We start from the raw sequence: 17,161 nt of genomic DNA on the forward strand, positions 1-17,161 counted from the left end.
ACTGAGGAAGTTGGCGGAGAGGGAGGGATTCGAACCCCCGATGGGCTTGCACCCATGCCGCATTTCGAGTGCGGTGCATTCGACCACTCTGCCACCTCTCCGCGGTCATGGTCGGCCGTTGCCGGCGCGGCGCACTAGATAACGGCTGAACGGGCAGGTTACAAGGCCAAATCCGCCGATATTTGGCTTGTCATCCGGCCTGCCGGGCAAGCAGCGGATTCAAGGCGGTGTTTGCCGGTCATTGGCCCGGCACGGCATAAGCGGCCTTGGCGGTCATCGCCGCGATGACGCTTTTCTCCAGGGCGCCGTAGACCTTGCCGTCATTCTCGCCGGAAAAGATCACCACGGCGGCATAGCCGGCCTCGTTGACGAAGAAGAAAGAGCCGCCGGTCTTGGGGTAGTCGGGCATGTGATGATGCAGGAGGCCATCATGATAGTACTGCGTGCCAACGGCGGTATGCTTCATGCAGACGCCGAGGGCGTAGCTAGGCGTGCCCTGGAAACGCGGGCAGGGCGCCTGTGTCGGCGGCGATTTCTGCCCCTTGGCATAGCCCGGATCGCCCTGCAGGGCGTCGAGCCATTGGCGTGTCGTCGGGCCGAGAACCCCGGACTGCTTGTCGAAGGCGTAGAGGAATTTGGCGTAGTCCTGAGCGGAAATATCCCAGCCGCCATTCGGTGCTCGTGCCACCAGCGTGTCGTCGATGACGCCGGCATTCGCCGGCATGCCAAGTCTGGTGAAGACCTTGCCGCAGGCCGTGCCGTAGGCCTGGTTGCCGAGCACCTGGGCGATATAGCCCAAAATGAGATAGCCACTGTCGCTGTAGGAGATCGTGCTGCCGGGGGCGAAGTCGAGCATGGCCTGTGCCGCCGACTTGAACGAAGCGCTTACCGAATGGTCGTTCTTGTCGTCGAAGGCATTCTTGGTCAGGCCGGCGCGATGGGTCAGCAATTCGTCGATGGTGATGGCGGTGAAACGTGGATCCGTCGGCGCGTCGGCGCCGTTGTTGCGCTTGAAATAGCCTGCCAGCACGCTGCCCAGCGTATCCGCGAACGCCAGGCGCTTGTCATCGACGAGACCGGCGATGCAGACGCCGGTGAGGGCTTTTGACAGGCTGGCGATCGGGTGCCGTTCGGTCGGTTTCCAGCCATGGTCGTAGGAGCCGACCAAGGTCTGGTGCAGCGCGACGGCAACTTCGGCGTTGGCGATGTGATGGTCCTTCATCCATGCGGTGACGACGCTGTCGACGCTTTCGGCGACCGGATTCGGTGTAGCCAGCGCGGGCTGCCATGCCAGCAGCATCAAACAGAGGCAAAGTCCCGACCAGCCACGCATCCTAGCCTCCCCCGACTGCAAACGCTGGAGCATGTTGACACGGCCGGCCCGCGCCGGCCAATAACAGTCTCGGCAACGGCTGTTTGCCTTGACTCGCACCAAACCTTCGGTTAGGGACAGCGCGCAATCGGCGTGGAGGGTTCTTCCACGCCGCTTGTTTTTTGAACCCGCAGACTGACAAAAAGACGGCCGAACTGCCAGAGGCGGTTCATCAAGGCCGACCGAACAGCGAAAGGCAAAAAATGTTCGCAGTCATTAAAACGGGCGGTAAGCAGTATCGCGTTGCCGCCAACGATCTCCTGAAGATCGAAAAAGTCGAAGCCAATGTCGGCGATATCGTCGAAATCGGCCACGTGCTCGCGCATGGCGAGGGCGACAATGTCACGTTCGGCGCGCCGTTCGTCAATGGCGCTCTGGTCACCGCCGAAGTCGTCGAGCAGGGCAAGAACCGCACGGTCATCGCTTTCAAGAAGCGCCGCCGCCAGAATTCGCGCCGCAAGATCGGCCATCGCCAGCTTTTGACCACCGTGCGGATCTCCGAGATCCTGCTGGATGGCGCAAAGCCGACGAAGACGGCAGCGGTGAAGGCACCGAAGAAGGAAGCCAAGGCCGAAGTGGCCCCCGAGGCTAAGGCCGAGGCCGCGCCGAAGGAAGCCAAGGCCAAGAAGGAAGCTGCCCCCAAGGCAGAAGTGACGGCCGAGACGGCCGCTGCTCCGCTGTTCAAGGCGCCGAAGGGCGAGCCGGACGACCTGACCGTGATCAAGGGCATCGGCCCGGTCGCCGCCAAGGATCTCGCCGAGCAGGGCATCATCACTTTCGCGCAGCTCGCCAAGCTCTCCGACAAGGATGTCGCCAAGATCGACGAGCACATGCCCTTCAGCGCCGACCAGATCAAGGACTGGCGCGAACAGGCCAAGGAACTGGCGAAGAAGTAATTTTTCCGGCGAAACATCAGCCGGATCGGACTTGAAACGGAACGCGAACGCGTTCATAAGGCCTTTTAGGCGCCTTGCGGCGCAACGGAGTTAGTTAGATGGCACACAAGAAAGCTGGCGGCTCGTCGCGCAACGGTCGCGACTCGCATTCCAAGCGTCTGGGCGTGAAGAAGTTCGGCGGCGAAGCCGTCATCCCGGGCAACATCATCATTCGTCAACGCGGCACGACCTGGCATCCGGGCGTCAATGTCGGCATCGGCACTGATCATACCCTTTTTGCGCTCGAATCCGGCGCCGTGACCTTCAACAAAAAAGCCAATGGCCGAACCTACGTATCGGTCAACCCGATCACCAAAGCCGCGGAGTAGCCGGTTCCGCACTAGAACACCGGCGCCCCATCTCGGGAACCGGTGTCTGGAAAAGCCAGAAAAAGGATCAGGGGAGATGGGTTTCCATCTCCCCTTTTTCTTGCGCCTGGAGAACTCAAATGGTTGCCGAAGCTGAAGACACCGACGACGAAAGTTACGCGATAGACTGCCCGGTGCTGGTCACCGAGCGCATGGTGATGCGTGCGCCGTGCGAAGCCGATGTCCCCCAGCTGGTCGAGCTTGCCGACAACCGTCATGTCGCCGAAATGCTGGCGCGCATGCCTCACCCCTATGGCGAGGCCGAGGCGCGTGCCTTTCTCGCCATGACCCGGTCGCGCCGCGCCGGCATCGCCTATGCGCTGACGCTGGCCGGCACCGACACCTTTGTCGGCTGCGCCGGCTTGAACACCACCGATCGCGGACTGGAACTCGGCTACTGGATCGGCGAGCCCTACTGGAAGCGTGGCTATGCGACGGAAGCTGCCCACGCGCTGGTCGACCTTGCTTTCCAGAGCACGACGATCCAGGTGCTGCATGCTTCGACGCGGGTCATCAATCCGGCCTCGCGCCGGGTGATCCACAAGTGCGGCTTCCAGTATGCCGGCCAGGGCATGCTGAACTCGATCGTCGCCGGCCAGGTGCCGGTCGAGCGTTACCGGCTTGACCGCAAGACCTGGACAAGCCTCAGGAACTGGGTCCACTTCTAGGCATGTCGATATTCAGGTGAGGCCGGCCTGCAAACGCTGGTTTTCTGCGCTTCCGGTGCTCACGTACTTTAAGTACGCTCCGCTCCGGTTCTCGAAAACCAACGTTTTCGGCTCAGCCTGACCTGAATCTCGACACGCCATGGCCCTGGATGTCAAAACAGAGGTCCGGGCGAATTTAGGGTCAGCCCAGTTCGACCCAAACCGGCAGATGGTCGGAGCCGGTCGCTTGCCGATCGACCCACAGGCGCTTCAGCGAGCGGGCAAGCGAGGCGCTGGTGAAGACATAGTCGAGGCGCTTGTATCGGCTGGCGTTGGTGGGGTCTTCGGGGTCGACCCAGCTGACGAGATCGTCGCCGGTGGCGTTGAGGCGCATGGCGGCATCGACGGCGAAGTCAGCGGTCAGCGGCATGCCGAATTCATGGTCTGGCCGCCCGGCAAGTTCGACATATTCGGGCGAGCCGGCCAGCATGTTGAAATCACCCATGCCGACAAAGGCCTCGGGATGCGGCAATTCCGGCAGGCCGATCTCGGCGACGCCGGACAGCGCGCCACCTTCGAGCGCATAGTTCAGCATGCGCTGACGCAGGAACTGGATTTGGCTGGCCCGTTCGACCGGGCTGCGATGATCGAGATGGATGGAATAGAAGCGAATGAAACCAAGCGGCGTCTCGATCAGCGCTTCCAGCGCGCCGCGCTGGAAGTTCATCATCTCGAAGCTGCGGCTACGCGGCAAAAGCAGGTTGCGCGACAGATGAATGGGTGTCTTCGACAGCATCATGTTGCCGAGCTGGAATGTCGTGGTGATGGCGCGGCCGTTCTCGATACGCGAGCCGATATTGGCCTCGAAATTGCTGCCATAGACGGCGAAATAGTCGGGCAGCGCCTCGCCGATCTCGGCGACCATGTCGCGGCTGCCGTTCCTCGGATTGTTGCGGGTGACCTCCTGCAGGGCGATGACATCCGCGCCGCGCACGGCATCAGCGATGCGCGCGACATCGTACTGCCCATCAAGGCCGATGCCGTACTGGATGTTGTAGGTTACAAGCTTCATTCCGACATCTTCTCCGGCCAACCCACGCGGCCATCGTCACAAAACGGCCTCGCCCTTCGCCGCGCCTTGGTTTAGAGCAAGGCCCAAGGTTTAGAGCAATGCCGCAAGGCCAATAAAAGAAACTGCAATCCCATGAAATTTCTTGATCAAGCCAAGGTTTATGTCCGCTCCGGTGACGGAGGCGCCGGTTCGGTGTCGTTCCGGCGCGAAAAGTTCATCGAGTTCGGCGGGCCGGATGGCGGCGATGGCGGCCGTGGCGGCGATGTCTGGCTGGAAGCGGTGAACGGCCTGAACACGCTGATCGACTATCGCTACCAGCAGCATTTCAAGGCCAAGACCGGCGTGCATGGCATGGGCCGCAACATGACCGGCGCCAAGGGCGCCGACGTCACCCTGAAAGTGCCGGCCGGCACCCAGGTGTTCGAGGAAGACAATGAGACGCTGATCTGTGACCTCACCGTGGTCGGCCAGCGTTTTCTGCTCGCCAAGGGCGGCAATGGCGGTTTCGGCAACCAGCATTTCAAGACCTCGACCAACCAGGCGCCGCGCCGGGCCAATCCCGGCCTTCCCGGCGAGGAGCTCAACATCTGGCTGCGGCTGAAGCTGATCGCCGATGCCGGGCTGGTCGGGCTGCCCAACGCCGGCAAATCGACTTTCTTGGCCGCCGTCACCGCGGCCAAGCCGAAGATCGCCGACTATCCGTTCACGACGCTGCATCCCGGCCTCGGCGTCGCCCGCATCGACGCACGCGAATTCGTCATTGCCGACATTCCCGGCCTCATCGAAGGCGCGCATGAAGGCGTCGGCATCGGCGACCGCTTCCTTGGCCATGTCGAGCGCACGCGCGTGCTGCTGCACCTGGTTTCGGCGCAGGAGGAAAATCCGGGCAAGGCCTACAAGACCGTGCGCGCCGAACTCGAAGTCTATGGCAACGGGCTGACCGACAAGGTCGAGATCGTGGCACTTTCCCAGGTCGACACGCTCGACGCCGATGCGCGCAAGAAGAAGGTCGCCTCGCTGAAGCGCGCGGCCGGCCGCGCGCCGATGTTGCTGTCCGCCGTCACCGGCGAAGGTGTCGAGGCGGTGTTGCGGGGGTTGATGACGGTGATTGCCGAGGCGCGGGCACTGGCCACTCCCGTGGTCGAGACGCGCTGGGACAAGTAGGCCATGCAGTCGCTGAAGAAATACCGGCGCATCACCGTCAAGATCGGTTCGGCGTTGCTCGTTGACCGCGCGAGCGGCCTGAAGCGCGACTGGCTCGCCTCGCTTGCCGACGACATCGCCGTGCTCGCGCAGGGCGGCGCCGAGATCCTCGTCGTGTCGTCGGGTGCCATCGCGCTTGGCCGCACCATCCTTGGGTTGGGCAAGCGGGCGCTGAAGCTCGAGGAAAGCCAGGCGGCGGCGGCCGTCGGGCAGATTGCGCTGGCCGGCGCCTGGTCGGATGCGCTCGGCAAGGGCAGCCTGAAGTCGGGCCAGATTCTTTTGACCCTTGGCGACACCGAGGAACGCCGGCGTTACCTCAACGCACGCGCCACGATCTCGACGCTGCTCAAGATGAAGGCGGTGCCGGTCATCAACGAGAATGACACGGTGGCGACCTCCGAAATCCGCTATGGCGACAATGACCGGCTGGCCGCGCGGGTGGCGACGATGATGGGCGCCGACCTGCTGGTGCTGCTCTCCGATATTGACGGGCTCTACACGGCGCCGCCGGCGCGCGACCCCGATGCAAAATTCATTCCGGTGGTCGACCGCATCACGCCCGATATCGAGGCGATGGCGGGGGCGGCGGCCTCCGAACTGTCGCGCGGCGGCATGCGCACCAAGCTCGACGCCGGCAAGATCGCCACCGCCGCCGGTACCGCGATGATCATCACCTCGGGCACGCGGCTGTCGCCGCTGATGGCGATCGAGCGCGGCGAGCGTGCCACCTTCTTCAAGCCGAGCGCCAATCCGGTGAAAGGCTACAAGACCTGGATCGCCGGCCAGCTCGAACCGGCCGGCCGGCTGACCGTCGATGCTGGCGCCGTCGGCGCGCTGACATCGGGCAAATCTCTGCTGCCGGCCGGCGTGAAGCTGGTCAGCGGCAATTTTTCGCGCGGCGACACGGTGGCGATCCTGTCGCCCGAAGGCCGCGAGATCGCGCGCGGGCTGGTTGCCTATGATGCCGCCGATGCCGTAAGGATCGCTGGCCTGAAGACGGCCGAGATCGAAAACGTGCTCGGTTACGAAGCGCGTTCGGCGATGATCCACAGAGATGACCTCGTGGTGAGTCATTCTGATGAACAAGTACGGGCTGGAAGCGACATAAGCGGAGGATGAGCCATGCTGAAGCTGCATGAAAAATCCGGGGACGACACCGTGGCGCTGATGGCCGATATTGGCCTCCGCGCTCGCGCTGCCGCCCGACCGTTGGCCGTCGCCACCACCGCCGCCAAGAATACCGCACTCCGTGCCATGGCAGACGCGATCGTCGCCCGGGCACAGGCCATCCTCGACGCCAACGCCATAGACGTCTCGAATGGCCAGGAATCAGGCCTGTCCGGATCCTTCATGGACCGGCTGAAGCTCAATCCGGCGCGCATCCGTGCCATGGCTGATGGCATCCGCGAAATCGCGGAACTCAAGGATCCGGTCGGCGATGTGATCGCCGCGTGGGAGCGGCCGAACGGCTTGCAGATCGAGCGCGTGCGCACGCCGCTCGGCGTCATCGGTGTCATCTATGAAAGCCGGCCGAATGTGACGGCGGATGCCGGCGCGCTCTGCCTCAAGGCCGGCAATCCGGTGATCCTGCGCGGCGGCTCGGATTCGCTCAATTCGTCGTCCGCCATCCATGCCTGCCTGGTCGAAGGCCTGAAGGCCGCCGGTCTGCCGGAAGACGCCATCCAGCTGGTGCCGACCACCGACCGCGCCGCTGTCGGTGAGATGCTCAAGGGGCTTGGCGGCACGTTGGACGTTATCATTCCGCGCGGCGGCAAAAGCCTTGTCGGCCGGGTGCAGAGCGAGGCGCGGGTGCCGGTCTTTGCCCATCTCGAAGGCATCTGCCATCTCTATATCGACCGTTCGGCCAATCTCGACATGGCGGTGAAGATCGCCGTCAACGCCAAGATGCGACGCACCGGCGTCTGCGGTGCGGCCGAGACGCTGCTGGTCGACCGCGCCGTGGCATCCACCCATCTGGTGCCGATCCTCGATGCACTGCGCGCGGCCGGCTGCGAGATCCATGCCGATCAAGAAGTGCTGAAGCTGTTCTTCGATGCCAAGCCGGCTGATGATGCCGACTGGGTGACGGAATATCTCGACGCCATCATCGCGGTGAAGCTGGTCGACGGCGTCAGTGGCGCGATCGAGCATATCGAGACCTTCTCCTCGCATCATACCGAGGCGATCATTGCCGAGGACAGCCAAGCGGTGGAACGGTTCTTCAACGAGATCGATTCGGCGATCCTGCTGCACAATGCCTCGACGCAGTTCGCCGATGGCGGCGAGTTCGGCATGGGCGCCGAGATCGGCATCGCCACCGGCAAGATGCATGCGCGCGGGCCGGTCGGCGTCGAGCAGCTGACCTCCTTCAAGTACCGCGTGCGCGGGTCGGGACAGGTGAGGCCTTGAAGCTTTTCGTCGTTAGAGCCTGAGGCAATGCTGGCATCTTCCGAACCGGCGGTACCCTCCCGTTACCTGAAGATGCCGCATGCGGAAAAAGGCCTGGCCGTCGGCCTGTTCGGCGGTTCTTTCAATCCACCGCATGCCGGCCATGCGCTGGTCGCCGAGATCGCGCTCAGGCGCCTGGCGCTCGACCAGCTGTGGTGGATGGTGACGCCGGGCAACCCGCTGAAGAGCACGCGCGAGCTGGCGCCGCTGGCAGAGCGGCTGCAGCTGTCGGAGAAGATCGCCAAGAACCCGAAGATCAAGGTCACTGCTTTCGAGGCCGCGCACAATGTGCGCTACACCGCCGACACGCTGGCGCTGGTCAAGGCGCGCAATCCCGGCATCGACTTCGTCTGGATCATGGGTGCGGATAGTCTGCGCGATTTCCACCGCTGGCAGCGCTGGCGCGAGATCGTGCTGACCTTCCCGATCGCGGTCATCGACCGGCCGGGCGCGACGCTGTCCTTCCTGTCATCGGTCGTCGCCAAGACCTTCGACTATGCCCGCATCGACGAAGGCGACGCGCCGCTGCTTGCCCGCATGCAGGCGCCGGCCTGGACCTTCATCCACGGCCCGCGATCATCGCTGTCGTCGAGCGCGATCCGTAGGATGGCGAAATCATGAGGGGGTCGGCATCATGACCGATCCGGGCCTGCCGGCAGTCCACGCAATCTGGATCGGCGGGCCGCTCGGGCCGATGCATGTCGCCTGTCTGAAATCCTTCCTCAGGATCGGCCATCGCACGGTGCTGCACGTCTATGACGATCCGGGCGATGCGCCGCTTGGCGTCGAACTTGCAGATGCCGCCGAGATCCTGCCGCGCGAGCGCATCATCGTGCACAGGAACGGCGGTTATGCGCTGTTCGCCGATATTTTCCGCTACAAGCTGCTCGCCACCGGGGCCGAGATCTATATCGACTGCGACATGTTCTGCGTGCGTCCGCTGGAACGCCGGCCCTACATGTTCGGCTGGGAAAGCCAGACCCGCATCAACAATGCGGTGCTCAGCCTGCCAGTCGGATCGCTGATCCTTTCCGATCTCGTCGAGACGGTCGATCACCCCAAGCGTTTTCCCGAATGGTACTCATGGAGCAAGCGGCTGCGCTTCGGTGCCTTGCGGGCGATTGGCAAGCTCAAGGGCTTCGAGGACATGCCGCATGCCTCGATCGGGCCGCCGCTGCTGACCTATCTGGTGCGCAAGCACCGCCTGCTCGACCAAGCCTCGCCGATGGATGTCTTCTATCCCAACATCGAAGGCAGGGGCACACTGCTCGATCCGAAAAAGACCATCGCCGATCTGGTTACCGCGCAAACGCGGGCGATCCATCTCTGGCATGGTTCGCTGTGGAAGCTGCCGCTGGCGGACGTGCCGCCGACATCGCCGCTGGGGGAAATACTGGCGATGTAGGGACTGACAAGCCGGTCCGGGGACGGGGCAGGCCGTCCGGGAACCGGGCGCCGCCCGGTCATGTCGCTTTTATCGCTTCCTTTGCCCATTTCCTGGGCAATCCTGACCAGCATGCCAATCCCTGAGAAAAACCGCACCGAGGTCGACCGCGAACCGGGCAACACGCCGACGCCGCTGATTGCGATTGCCAGCGTCATCGTGTCGATGGCGCTGATCGCCGTCGGAAATGGGCTGATGTTTGCCTATATCCCGGTGAGGCTCGGTGTCGAAGGCTTCGATCCGACCTGGGCCGGGCTCATCATAACCGGCCTTTCGGCTGGCGGCCTCGCAGGCTGTATCCTCACCGGACCACTGGTGCGCAGGGTCGGCCACGCCCGTGCCTTCATGGTGCTGTCGGCGCTGATCGCGCTGGCCAATGCAGCCGTCGGTGCTGGACCGCATCCGGTTTTGTGGATCGCTGCCCGTGCCTTGTACGGCTTTGCCATATGCGGCCTGTTCATCGTTGCGCAGAGTTGGCTCAACGATGCCGTCGCCAATGCCATACGTGGCCGGGTGATGGCCTTTTTCTACGTCGCCTATGTCGCCGGGCTTGGTGTTGGCTACGCCACGTTGGCGCTGGTCGATATCAAAACCGCGGATGCGCCGTTGATCGGCATCGTCTTTACGGCGCTATCGATCCTGCCGGTCGGGTTGACCAGACTTGCCCAGCCGCCGGCGCCACAGGCGGCATCGGTTGCGCTGCGCCGTGCCTGGCGGATTTCGCCGGTCGGCGTTGCCGGCATGCTGGCGGTCGGTGGCCTGTCGATGTCGATTGCCGGCTTTGCGCCGATCCATGCCACCGCCAAGGGCTACAGCCAGGCCGATGTGGCGTTGCTGCTTTCGGTGATGCCGCTCGGTACGTTGCTCCTGCAGCTTCCGTTCGGCTGGATTTCCGACCGCACCGACCGCCGCTATGTGCTGATCGGGGCCTCGGCGCTCGCTGCGGTGGCCGGCATGTTCGCGCTCGGCTTCGATGGCGGCGCGCTGCCGGCGCTGCTGGTGATCTATGTCCTGTGGGACGGCGCTTCGGAATCGATCTATTCGCTGTCCAGCGCACACGCCGCCGACCGTGCCGGCAAGGACGACATGGTGGCGCTGTCCAGTTCGCTGCTGTTTGCCTGGTCGCTGGCCGGCTTTGTGGTGCCGGGCATCGTGACGGCGCTGTCGGCTGTCTTCGGCACACAGGCCTTCATTTATGTGTCCATCGTCATTGCCTGCGTCTTCTGCCTGTTTGTGTTGTTGCGGGTGTTCACCACGCAAGCCGTCCCGGCTACAGAGACTGGCAGTTTCGCGCCGATGACGGCACAGGCGCCGCTGCCGGTGGAACTTGCCTATGCGCCGGATGACGAACCCCGGCGCGGGGGCGGTTGATTATTGCCGACGCACTTCCGGTGCCGGTGCTTCCGGCGGTGGCAGGGGGATCGATATGCCTTCGCTATCGAACTCCTGCTTGGCGCGCTTGGTGAGATCGGTCTGGGTGGCGAAGAAATCGGCTGATGACGTCCAGTAGCGCAAGGTGATCGACACGGTGCTGTCGCCCAATGTCGCGACGAAGGCGATCGGTGCCGGCTCCCGCTTCACTCGGCGTTCAGCGCCGGCAATGGCAAGCAATGTCTTCTGGGCGCCATCGATGTCGTTCCACGAGCCGATGCTCAAGCTGATGTCGGCGCGGCGCACGCCGTTGCGCGAGAAATTGCGCACCGGCTGGTTCCACAGCGTCGAATTGGGCGCCAGGATGTAGATGCCGTCGGCGGCCCTGAGCTTGGTGGCGAACAGGCCGATTTCCTCGATCGAGCCTGATATGGAGCCAACCTCGACGGATTCGCCGATGCGGAACGGCCGCAGCGCCAGCAGCATGATGCCGGCGGCGATGTTCTGCAGCGTGCCTTGCAGCGCCAGGCCGATGGCGAGGCCAATGGCGCCGATCGCCGCGATGATCGAGGCCGTCTGCACGCCGAACTGGCCAAGAACCATGATGACGACCAGCACCAGAATGGCGTAGCGGACGATCTTGGAGAAGAAATGCCGCAATGTCTGGTCGAAACCGTGGATGTGACCGAGACCGGCGAAGATGGATCGCTCGGCAAGTCCCGCGACGATGTAGCCGGCGACCAGCAGGATGACGGCACCAATAGCCGAAAAGGAATACGAAACGATCAGCGTGCTGAGCTGGGCGAGGCTGGCCTGGATGGTGAGAAGGGCATTTTGCGGGTCGATCGGCATGAAGCAATTCCGGTTGGTCGATGAGCCGATAACCCATGCGGGCGGCCTGAGTTCCGATCTTTTCGGGGTTGCGCCGGAACCACAGGACCAACAAGACGTTCGAGCGTCGCGGAGTGCCGTCTTGAAACTGTCAGGGAACTCTGCCTATCTAAGAGGTGTCACCTGCTTTTGGGGGTGATTTGGTTGTTCTTGCTGCGAAAGGAAATACACTGAGAACAGCACTGCGGAAGAAGGCCGATATCATGCCTTCGCCGGCCAGGATCAGCGTAGACGACGCCGTGTCCCGTGCCATCAAGACAGTCCTTGCCAGTCTGGAAGACTCCAAGGCCGAAAATATTGTCTCAATCGACATTCAGGGGAAATCGAGCCTCGGCGACTATATGGTTGTCGCGTCGGGCCGATCGCACCGTCATGTCTCGGCTGTCGCCGACCATCTCCTCAAGGCGCTCAAGGATGCCGGTCTCGGCACGGCGCGCGTCGAGGGGCTGTCCGGTGCTGACTGGGTCCTGATCGATTCAGGCGATATCATCGTCCATGTCTTCCGCCCCGAAGTCCGCGAATTCTACAATCTCGAAAAGATGTGGCAGGCGCCGGATCTCGAGGAAGAGACCCTTCACTAAGCTGCTTTGTGTCGTTGCCCAAAATCGGATTTCAGCTTTGGGTGACATGCACGAACGGCTTATAGAGGCGGGATGAAGATTTCAGTTCATGCCGTGGGCCGGATGAAAGCCGGCCCCGAGCGGGAGTTGGCCGACCGCTATTTCGAGCGCTTCGCCAAGAGCGGGCCTGCGGTCGGGCTCGAATTCGCCGGAATTACCGAGATCGCCGAGGGCCGGGCGCAGAGCGCCGGTGAGCGCCAGCGTGACGAGAGCTCCAGGCTGCAGGCGCAGTTGCAGCCCGGCACGGCGCTGATCCTGCTCGATGAGCGCGGCAAGAGCCTTTCCTCGCAGGATTTCGCCAATCGAATCGGGCAGTTGCGCGACGGCGGCCGCAAGGCCCTGGTGCTTGCCATAGGCGGCGCGGACGGTCATGATCCGTCGCTGCGTGACCAGGCCGAACTGGTGCTGTCGTTCGGCGCGCTGACCTGGCCGCATCAGCTGGTGCGGGTGATGCTGGGCGAACAACTCTACAGGGTGGCGACGATCCTCTCCGGCCACCCCTATCATCGCGCGTGAGCCTGCCGCTACAGTTGCCGCCAGCCGTGATTCGTTGCCTGTTGCCCGGATTTCCGCCCCAATGCCGCGCAAGATCGAAATCTCTGGTTTTTGTGCATGTCGTTTTCCCAAAACCGGGGACCATTTTGGGCGACATGCATTCGGGGCGGGCTCTTCAAACATGGTTGATGGTTCGTTAACGATGCCGCGGATAGAGTCGATGGCGAATGTCTGAAGGCTGGAAACCGACACCGGGCTCACCAAGTAGCTCCTGGCGCGCGCGCTGCGGCATCGCGGCCGCGGCGATCCTTTTGTCGTTCCATGCAACGCGGGCCGAGAACACGCTCGACATGGCGCCCGATCCGGACCAGAGCCGCGCCGAATATGAACAGGTCTCCAAGGAAATAACGCTGTCGTCGGAACGGCTGGCTAAGCTTGCCGCCGATATCGCCGCGGTCAAGAAGGACCATGCCTCGATCACCGCCGCGCTGATCCAGTCGGCAATGACCGAGCAGAAGCTTGGCCAGGACATCGAGGACATCGGCGCCAAGCTGGAGGGGCTGAAGGGCCAGCAACAGAAGATTCGCGCCTCGCTTGTGGCGCGCCGCGACGTGCTGGCCGAAGTGCTGGGCGCGCTGCAGCGCATGGGGCTCAACCCGCCGCCGGCGATCCTGGTCAAGCCGGAGGACGCGCTGTCGTCGGTGCGCAGCGCCATCCTGCTCGGCGCCGTGGTGCCGGAATTGCGCCAGCAGACCGATAGCCTTCTGGCCGACCTCAAGGAACAGACCCGGGTGACGGCCTCGATCGAGGCCGAACGGGCGCGGCTGACGGACGCGGTCGGCGAACAGACAGCGGAAAAGAAGCGGCTCGGCATGCTGCTGGAAGCCAAGCAGAAGCTCGAGGCCGATACGCAGGCGCAAATGGCGGCAGAACAGCAGCGTTCCGAGCAGCTGGCGGCCAAGGCCTCCAGCCTGAAGGATCTGATCGCGTCGCTCGAAGCGCAGGCCGACAAGACCCGCAAGGCCGCGGACGCCGCAAAGGCGGCCTCGGCCGGGGGTGACAAGACGGATGGCGACACAACGGCATCGCTGGCATCCCTGCCGGTCCCCGAAGGCAACCAGCTCACCGCGACAGCGCCCTTTTCAGCGCTGCAGGGGCAGATCGCACTGCCGGTCACTGGTCGAATCAAACGCCGGTTTGGCGCCGATGATGGTAACGGCGCGGTGATGCTTGGAGACATGCTTGCGACACAATCGGGAGCCATCGTCACCGCTCCGGCGGATGGGAATGTGCTTTATGCGGGGCCGTTTCGCTCTTATGGTCAACTCTTGATCCTCAACGCTGGCGACGGCTATCATGTCGTTTTGGCGGGGATGAGCAGAATCAGTGTCGTGACCGGCCAGTCGGTGCTCGCAGGAGAGCCGGTCGGCGCGATGGGAGAGGCCCGGGTGGCTAGCACCTCGGTTTCGAAGAATGGAAATGCCACGCCGGAACTCTATGTCGAGTTCCGCAAGGATGGAAAACCCGTCGATCCGGCCCCATGGTGGGCGGACCGTTTTTCTGGAAGGACGTGAAATGATGCGGAAACTGTCGCTTCTGTTTGCCGGTGCGCTGATGGGCGCGTCCGCCATGAGCCTTGTCTATGGCGCTCCTGGCGCGTCGGCGAACGCTGCGGGGTCGGAGACCTACAAGCAACTGGCGATCTTCGGCGACATCTTCGAGCGGGTGCGGGCACAGTATGTCACGCCGCCCGACGACAAGTCGCTGGTCGAGAACGCCATCAACGGCATGTTGTCCTCGCTTGACCCGCACTCCTCCTACATGAATGCCGAACAGGCGCAGGACATGCGCGTCCAGACCAAGGGTGAGTTCGGCGGCCTCGGCATCGAGGTCACCATGGAGAACGACCTGGTCAAGGTGATCACGCCGATCGACGACACTCCGGCGGCCAAGGCCGGTGTGCTGGCCGGCGACTATATCGCCAAGATCGACGGTGAAGAGGTTCGCGGCCTGACGCTCAACGACGCGGTCGAGAAGATGCGCGGCCTGGTCAACACGCCGATCAAGCTCACCATCCTGCGCCAGGGCGCCGACAAGCCGATCGAGCTGACGGTGGTGCGCGACATCATCAAGGTCAAGGCGGTCAAGTTCCGGGTCGAGAACGACATCGGCTACATGAAGATCACCTCCTTCACCGAAAAGACCTATGACGACCTCGAGAATGCCATCGACACCATCAAGAAGCAGGTGCCGGACGACAAGCTCAAGGGCTATGTGCTCGACCTGCGCCTCAATCCGGGTGGCTTGCTCGACCAGGCGGTGAGCGTATCCGACGCCTTCCTCAAGCGCGGCGAGATCGTCTCGACGCGTGGCCGCGATCCGAAGGACGTCACCCGCTTCGACGCCAAGCCGAAGCAGGTCGACGACGTCAACGGCAAGCCGATCATCGTGCTCGTCAATGGCGGCTCGGCCAGTGCGTCCGAAATCGTCGCCGGCGCGCTGCAGGATCTGCGCCGCGTCACGGTGGTCGGCACGCAGTCCTTCGGCAAGGGTTCGGTGCAGACCATCATTCCGCTCGGCGAGAATGGTGCGCTGCGGCTGACGACGGCGCTCTATTACACGCCGTCGGGCAAGTCGATCCAGGGCAAGGGCATCACGCCCGACATCAAGGTCGACCAGCCGCTGCCGCCGGAACTGCAGGGCAGGGATTTGACCCGCGGCGAGTCGGACCTCAAGGGCCACATCAAGGGCGCCGACGAGAGCTCGACCGGCTCCGGCTCGGCAGCCTATGTGCCGCCGGATCCGAAGGACGATCTGCAGCTTATCTTCGCCGAGCAGCTGCTGCGCGGGCAGAAGACCGATCCGGCCTTCCCGCCCAATCCGGACAAGGCCGTGCTCAACCAGTAAGGGCCAGTCTGGCCGGCTGAACGAAGCAATGCGATGCTGCCGGGACCGAAAGGTTCCGGCAGTTTGATTCGGGGGCAGGCGAGGCCCCGAGATGCGGCGCCAGGGTGCGCCCCGGGGACAGGGCTTGGCTGATATCGGCAAGGACATCGAGCGCCCGCTTGGACAGACCGTCCGGGCGCCGCGTGCTGCCCGTAAGGTGAGCACCGGCGCGATCGCTACGGCCGTTGTCATTCTGGCCGTGGTCGGCATTTCCGGGGCGATCGCGCTCAGGGAAAAGCCGTTTCGCAAGCCGCAAGAGGTCGCCGTCTCGACGCCGAAAGTGACTGCGGCGGCCGAGCCCGCTGCCGCGCCATCGGCTTTGGCTCCGGTCGCGGGGCCAAAGGTCGGAACGCCAACCAAGACCGGTGGTCCACAGATCATCCATGTGCGGAAGGAGGAGGGCGATGGTCCTCCGCAGGCGGCCATCGTCATTCGCGATCCGTCTGCTGTCGGGCAGAACCTGAAGATCGCGCATCTTCCCGACAAGGCGCTGATCGAAGCCAGCGACACCGGACCTTTGCCGATGCGCTCCGCCGACGGAAGGCGGCCGTTCGATGTCTATGCGCGGCCCTGGTCCGGCGCGCGCGGCGCGCGCGTAGCGATCGTCATCGGCGGCTTGGCCGTGTCGCAGACCGGTACCCAGGCGGCCATCGCCAGGTTGCCGCCGGAAGTGACGCTGGCCTTCGCGCCGCAAGGCAACAGCATCGGCCGCTGGATGCAGGCCGCCAGGCAGGGCGGCCATGAGATTGTCATGCAGGTGCCGCTCGAACCGTTCGACTATCCCAACGTCAACCCCGGCCGCAACACGCTGACCGTGGCGGCGAGCGCCGACGAGAACATCAAAAACCTGCACTGGGCGCTGTCGCGGACGACAAACTATACCGGTGTCATGAATTATATGGGCGCGCGCTTTTCCGCCGACACGGCGGCGATGGAGCCGTTCATGGCCGAGCTCGGCAAACGGGGTCTCGCCTATATTGACGACGGCTCGTCGGCGCGCAGCCTGGCACCCGATCTGGCGCTGAAGGACGGTGTGCCCTTCGTCGCCGGCGACATGGCGATCGACGCGGTGCAGGATCGCGGCGCCATCCTGAAGAAACTGGACAGTCTCGAAGCCACCGCGCGGGCCAAAGGCTCTGCCGTCGGCATCGGCTCGGCCTTCGACCTGACGGTCGACACCGTGACGTCGTGGATCGCCGAGGCCAAGAAGCGCGGCATCGAGATCGTGCCGATTTCAGCGGTGGCGATCGATCCGCAAAAAGGCTAACAGCCGTCTTGATAATTCTACTCCGGCGGGCATCTGGCGACGTTTTCTGCGCTTCCGGTGCTCACGTACTTTAAGTACGCTC

Annotated in this window: 17 protein-coding genes and 1 tRNA gene; 14 read left to right on the plus strand and 4 right to left on the minus strand. The window is 63.6% G+C overall.

All coding sequences use genetic code 11. From position 1 onward, the window contains the following. Window positions 1-11 precede the first annotated feature (11 nt). Window positions 12-101, minus strand: a tRNA-Ser gene (locus EB235_RS06880). Window positions 102-238: 137 nt separating this feature from the next. Beyond that, window positions 239-1,333 (minus strand): serine hydrolase domain-containing protein, encoded by a 1,095-nt coding sequence (locus EB235_RS06885; RefSeq protein WP_167334880.1) that lies wholly within the window; start codon window positions 1,331-1,333, stop codon window positions 239-241. 242 nt (window positions 1,334-1,575) lie between these two features. Here EB235_RS06885 and EB235_RS06890 point away from each other — a divergent pair, with 242 nt between their 5' ends. The 3 genes from EB235_RS06890 to EB235_RS06900 all read left to right on the plus strand — a co-directional run bounded on the left by EB235_RS06890 (window position 1,576) and on the right by EB235_RS06900 (window position 3,343). Continuing rightward, on the plus strand, window positions 1,576-2,268 hold the full coding sequence (locus EB235_RS06890) for a 50S ribosomal protein L21 (RefSeq protein ID WP_027031701.1): 693 nt from the start codon (window positions 1,576-1,578) through the stop codon (window positions 2,266-2,268). A gap of 98 nt (window positions 2,269-2,366) precedes the next feature. Continuing rightward, window positions 2,367-2,636, plus strand: a complete 270-nt coding sequence (gene rpmA, locus EB235_RS06895; protein ID WP_027031700.1) for a 50S ribosomal protein L27 — start codon at window positions 2,367-2,369, stop codon at window positions 2,634-2,636. A 119-nt stretch (window positions 2,637-2,755) separates the two neighbouring features. After that, on the plus strand, window positions 2,756-3,343 hold the full coding sequence (locus tag EB235_RS06900; RefSeq protein WP_027031699.1) for a GNAT family N-acetyltransferase: 588 nt from the start codon (window positions 2,756-2,758) through the stop codon (window positions 3,341-3,343). Window positions 3,344-3,524: 181 nt separating this feature from the next. Here the strand turns inward: EB235_RS06900 and EB235_RS06905 are convergent, their stop codons facing one another. Continuing rightward, the gene (locus EB235_RS06905) at window positions 3,525-4,394 is read right to left on the minus strand and encodes an endonuclease/exonuclease/phosphatase family protein (RefSeq protein ID WP_027031698.1); all 870 of its coding nucleotides are present in this window, start codon (window positions 4,392-4,394) and stop codon (window positions 3,525-3,527) included. Between the two features lie 132 nt (window positions 4,395-4,526). On the opposite strand from EB235_RS06905, the gene obgE reads away from it, so the two are divergent. The 6 genes from obgE (at window position 4,527) to EB235_RS06935 (ending at window position 10,860) form a co-directional block, all read left to right on the plus strand. Then, window positions 4,527-5,558, plus strand: a complete 1,032-nt coding sequence (gene obgE / locus EB235_RS06910; protein ID WP_027031697.1) for a GTPase ObgE — start codon at window positions 4,527-4,529, stop codon at window positions 5,556-5,558. 3 nt (window positions 5,559-5,561) lie between these two features. Continuing rightward, window positions 5,562-6,716, plus strand: a complete 1,155-nt coding sequence (gene proB, locus EB235_RS06915; RefSeq protein WP_027031696.1) for a glutamate 5-kinase — start codon at window positions 5,562-5,564, stop codon at window positions 6,714-6,716. 3 nt (window positions 6,717-6,719) lie between these two features. Continuing rightward, on the plus strand, window positions 6,720-8,006 hold the full coding sequence (locus EB235_RS06920; RefSeq protein ID WP_027031695.1) for a glutamate-5-semialdehyde dehydrogenase: 1,287 nt from the start codon (window positions 6,720-6,722) through the stop codon (window positions 8,004-8,006). A gap of 72 nt (window positions 8,007-8,078) precedes the next feature. Then, window positions 8,079-8,666: a nicotinate-nucleotide adenylyltransferase gene (locus EB235_RS06925; RefSeq protein WP_027031694.1), complete on the plus strand. Its 588-nt coding sequence runs from the start codon at window positions 8,079-8,081 to the stop codon at window positions 8,664-8,666. Between the two features lie 13 nt (window positions 8,667-8,679). After that, window positions 8,680-9,450: a hypothetical protein gene (locus EB235_RS06930; protein WP_032925628.1), complete on the plus strand. Its 771-nt coding sequence runs from the start codon at window positions 8,680-8,682 to the stop codon at window positions 9,448-9,450. Between the two features lie 111 nt (window positions 9,451-9,561). Continuing rightward, window positions 9,562-10,860: an MFS transporter gene (locus EB235_RS06935; protein WP_027031692.1), complete on the plus strand. Its 1,299-nt coding sequence runs from the start codon at window positions 9,562-9,564 to the stop codon at window positions 10,858-10,860. On the opposite strand, the gene EB235_RS06940 is transcribed toward EB235_RS06935, so the two are convergent. After that, complete coding sequence (locus EB235_RS06940) at window positions 10,861-11,712, minus strand: mechanosensitive ion channel family protein (protein WP_027031691.1); 852 nt, start codon at window positions 11,710-11,712, stop codon at window positions 10,861-10,863. It lies immediately after the preceding gene. 242 nt (window positions 11,713-11,954) lie between these two features. On the opposite strand from EB235_RS06940, the gene rsfS reads away from it, so the two are divergent. The 5 genes from rsfS (at window position 11,955) to EB235_RS06965 (ending at window position 17,079) form a co-directional block, all read left to right on the plus strand. Further along, window positions 11,955-12,332, plus strand: coding sequence for a ribosome silencing factor (gene rsfS, locus EB235_RS06945; protein WP_023777607.1), 378 nt, complete (start codon window positions 11,955-11,957; stop codon window positions 12,330-12,332). A gap of 72 nt (window positions 12,333-12,404) precedes the next feature. Beyond that, complete coding sequence (gene rlmH, locus EB235_RS06950; protein ID WP_027031690.1) at window positions 12,405-12,887, plus strand: 23S rRNA (pseudouridine(1915)-N(3))-methyltransferase RlmH; 483 nt, start codon at window positions 12,405-12,407, stop codon at window positions 12,885-12,887. 206 nt (window positions 12,888-13,093) lie between these two features. Beyond that, window positions 13,094-14,440, plus strand: a complete 1,347-nt coding sequence (locus EB235_RS06955; RefSeq protein WP_027031689.1) for a murein hydrolase activator EnvC family protein — start codon at window positions 13,094-13,096, stop codon at window positions 14,438-14,440. 1 nt (window position 14,441) lies between these two features. After that, window positions 14,442-15,773, plus strand: a complete 1,332-nt coding sequence (locus tag EB235_RS06960) for a S41 family peptidase (protein WP_027031688.1) — start codon at window positions 14,442-14,444, stop codon at window positions 15,771-15,773. 124 nt (window positions 15,774-15,897) lie between these two features. Next, the gene (locus tag EB235_RS06965; protein WP_027031687.1) at window positions 15,898-17,079 is read left to right on the plus strand and encodes a divergent polysaccharide deacetylase family protein; all 1,182 of its coding nucleotides are present in this window, start codon (window positions 15,898-15,900) and stop codon (window positions 17,077-17,079) included. Window positions 17,080-17,161 lie beyond the last annotated feature (82 nt).

The sequence above is a fragment of the Mesorhizobium loti R88b genome (assembly GCF_013170845.1).
Lineage (GTDB): Bacteria > Pseudomonadota > Alphaproteobacteria > Rhizobiales > Rhizobiaceae > Mesorhizobium > Mesorhizobium loti_B.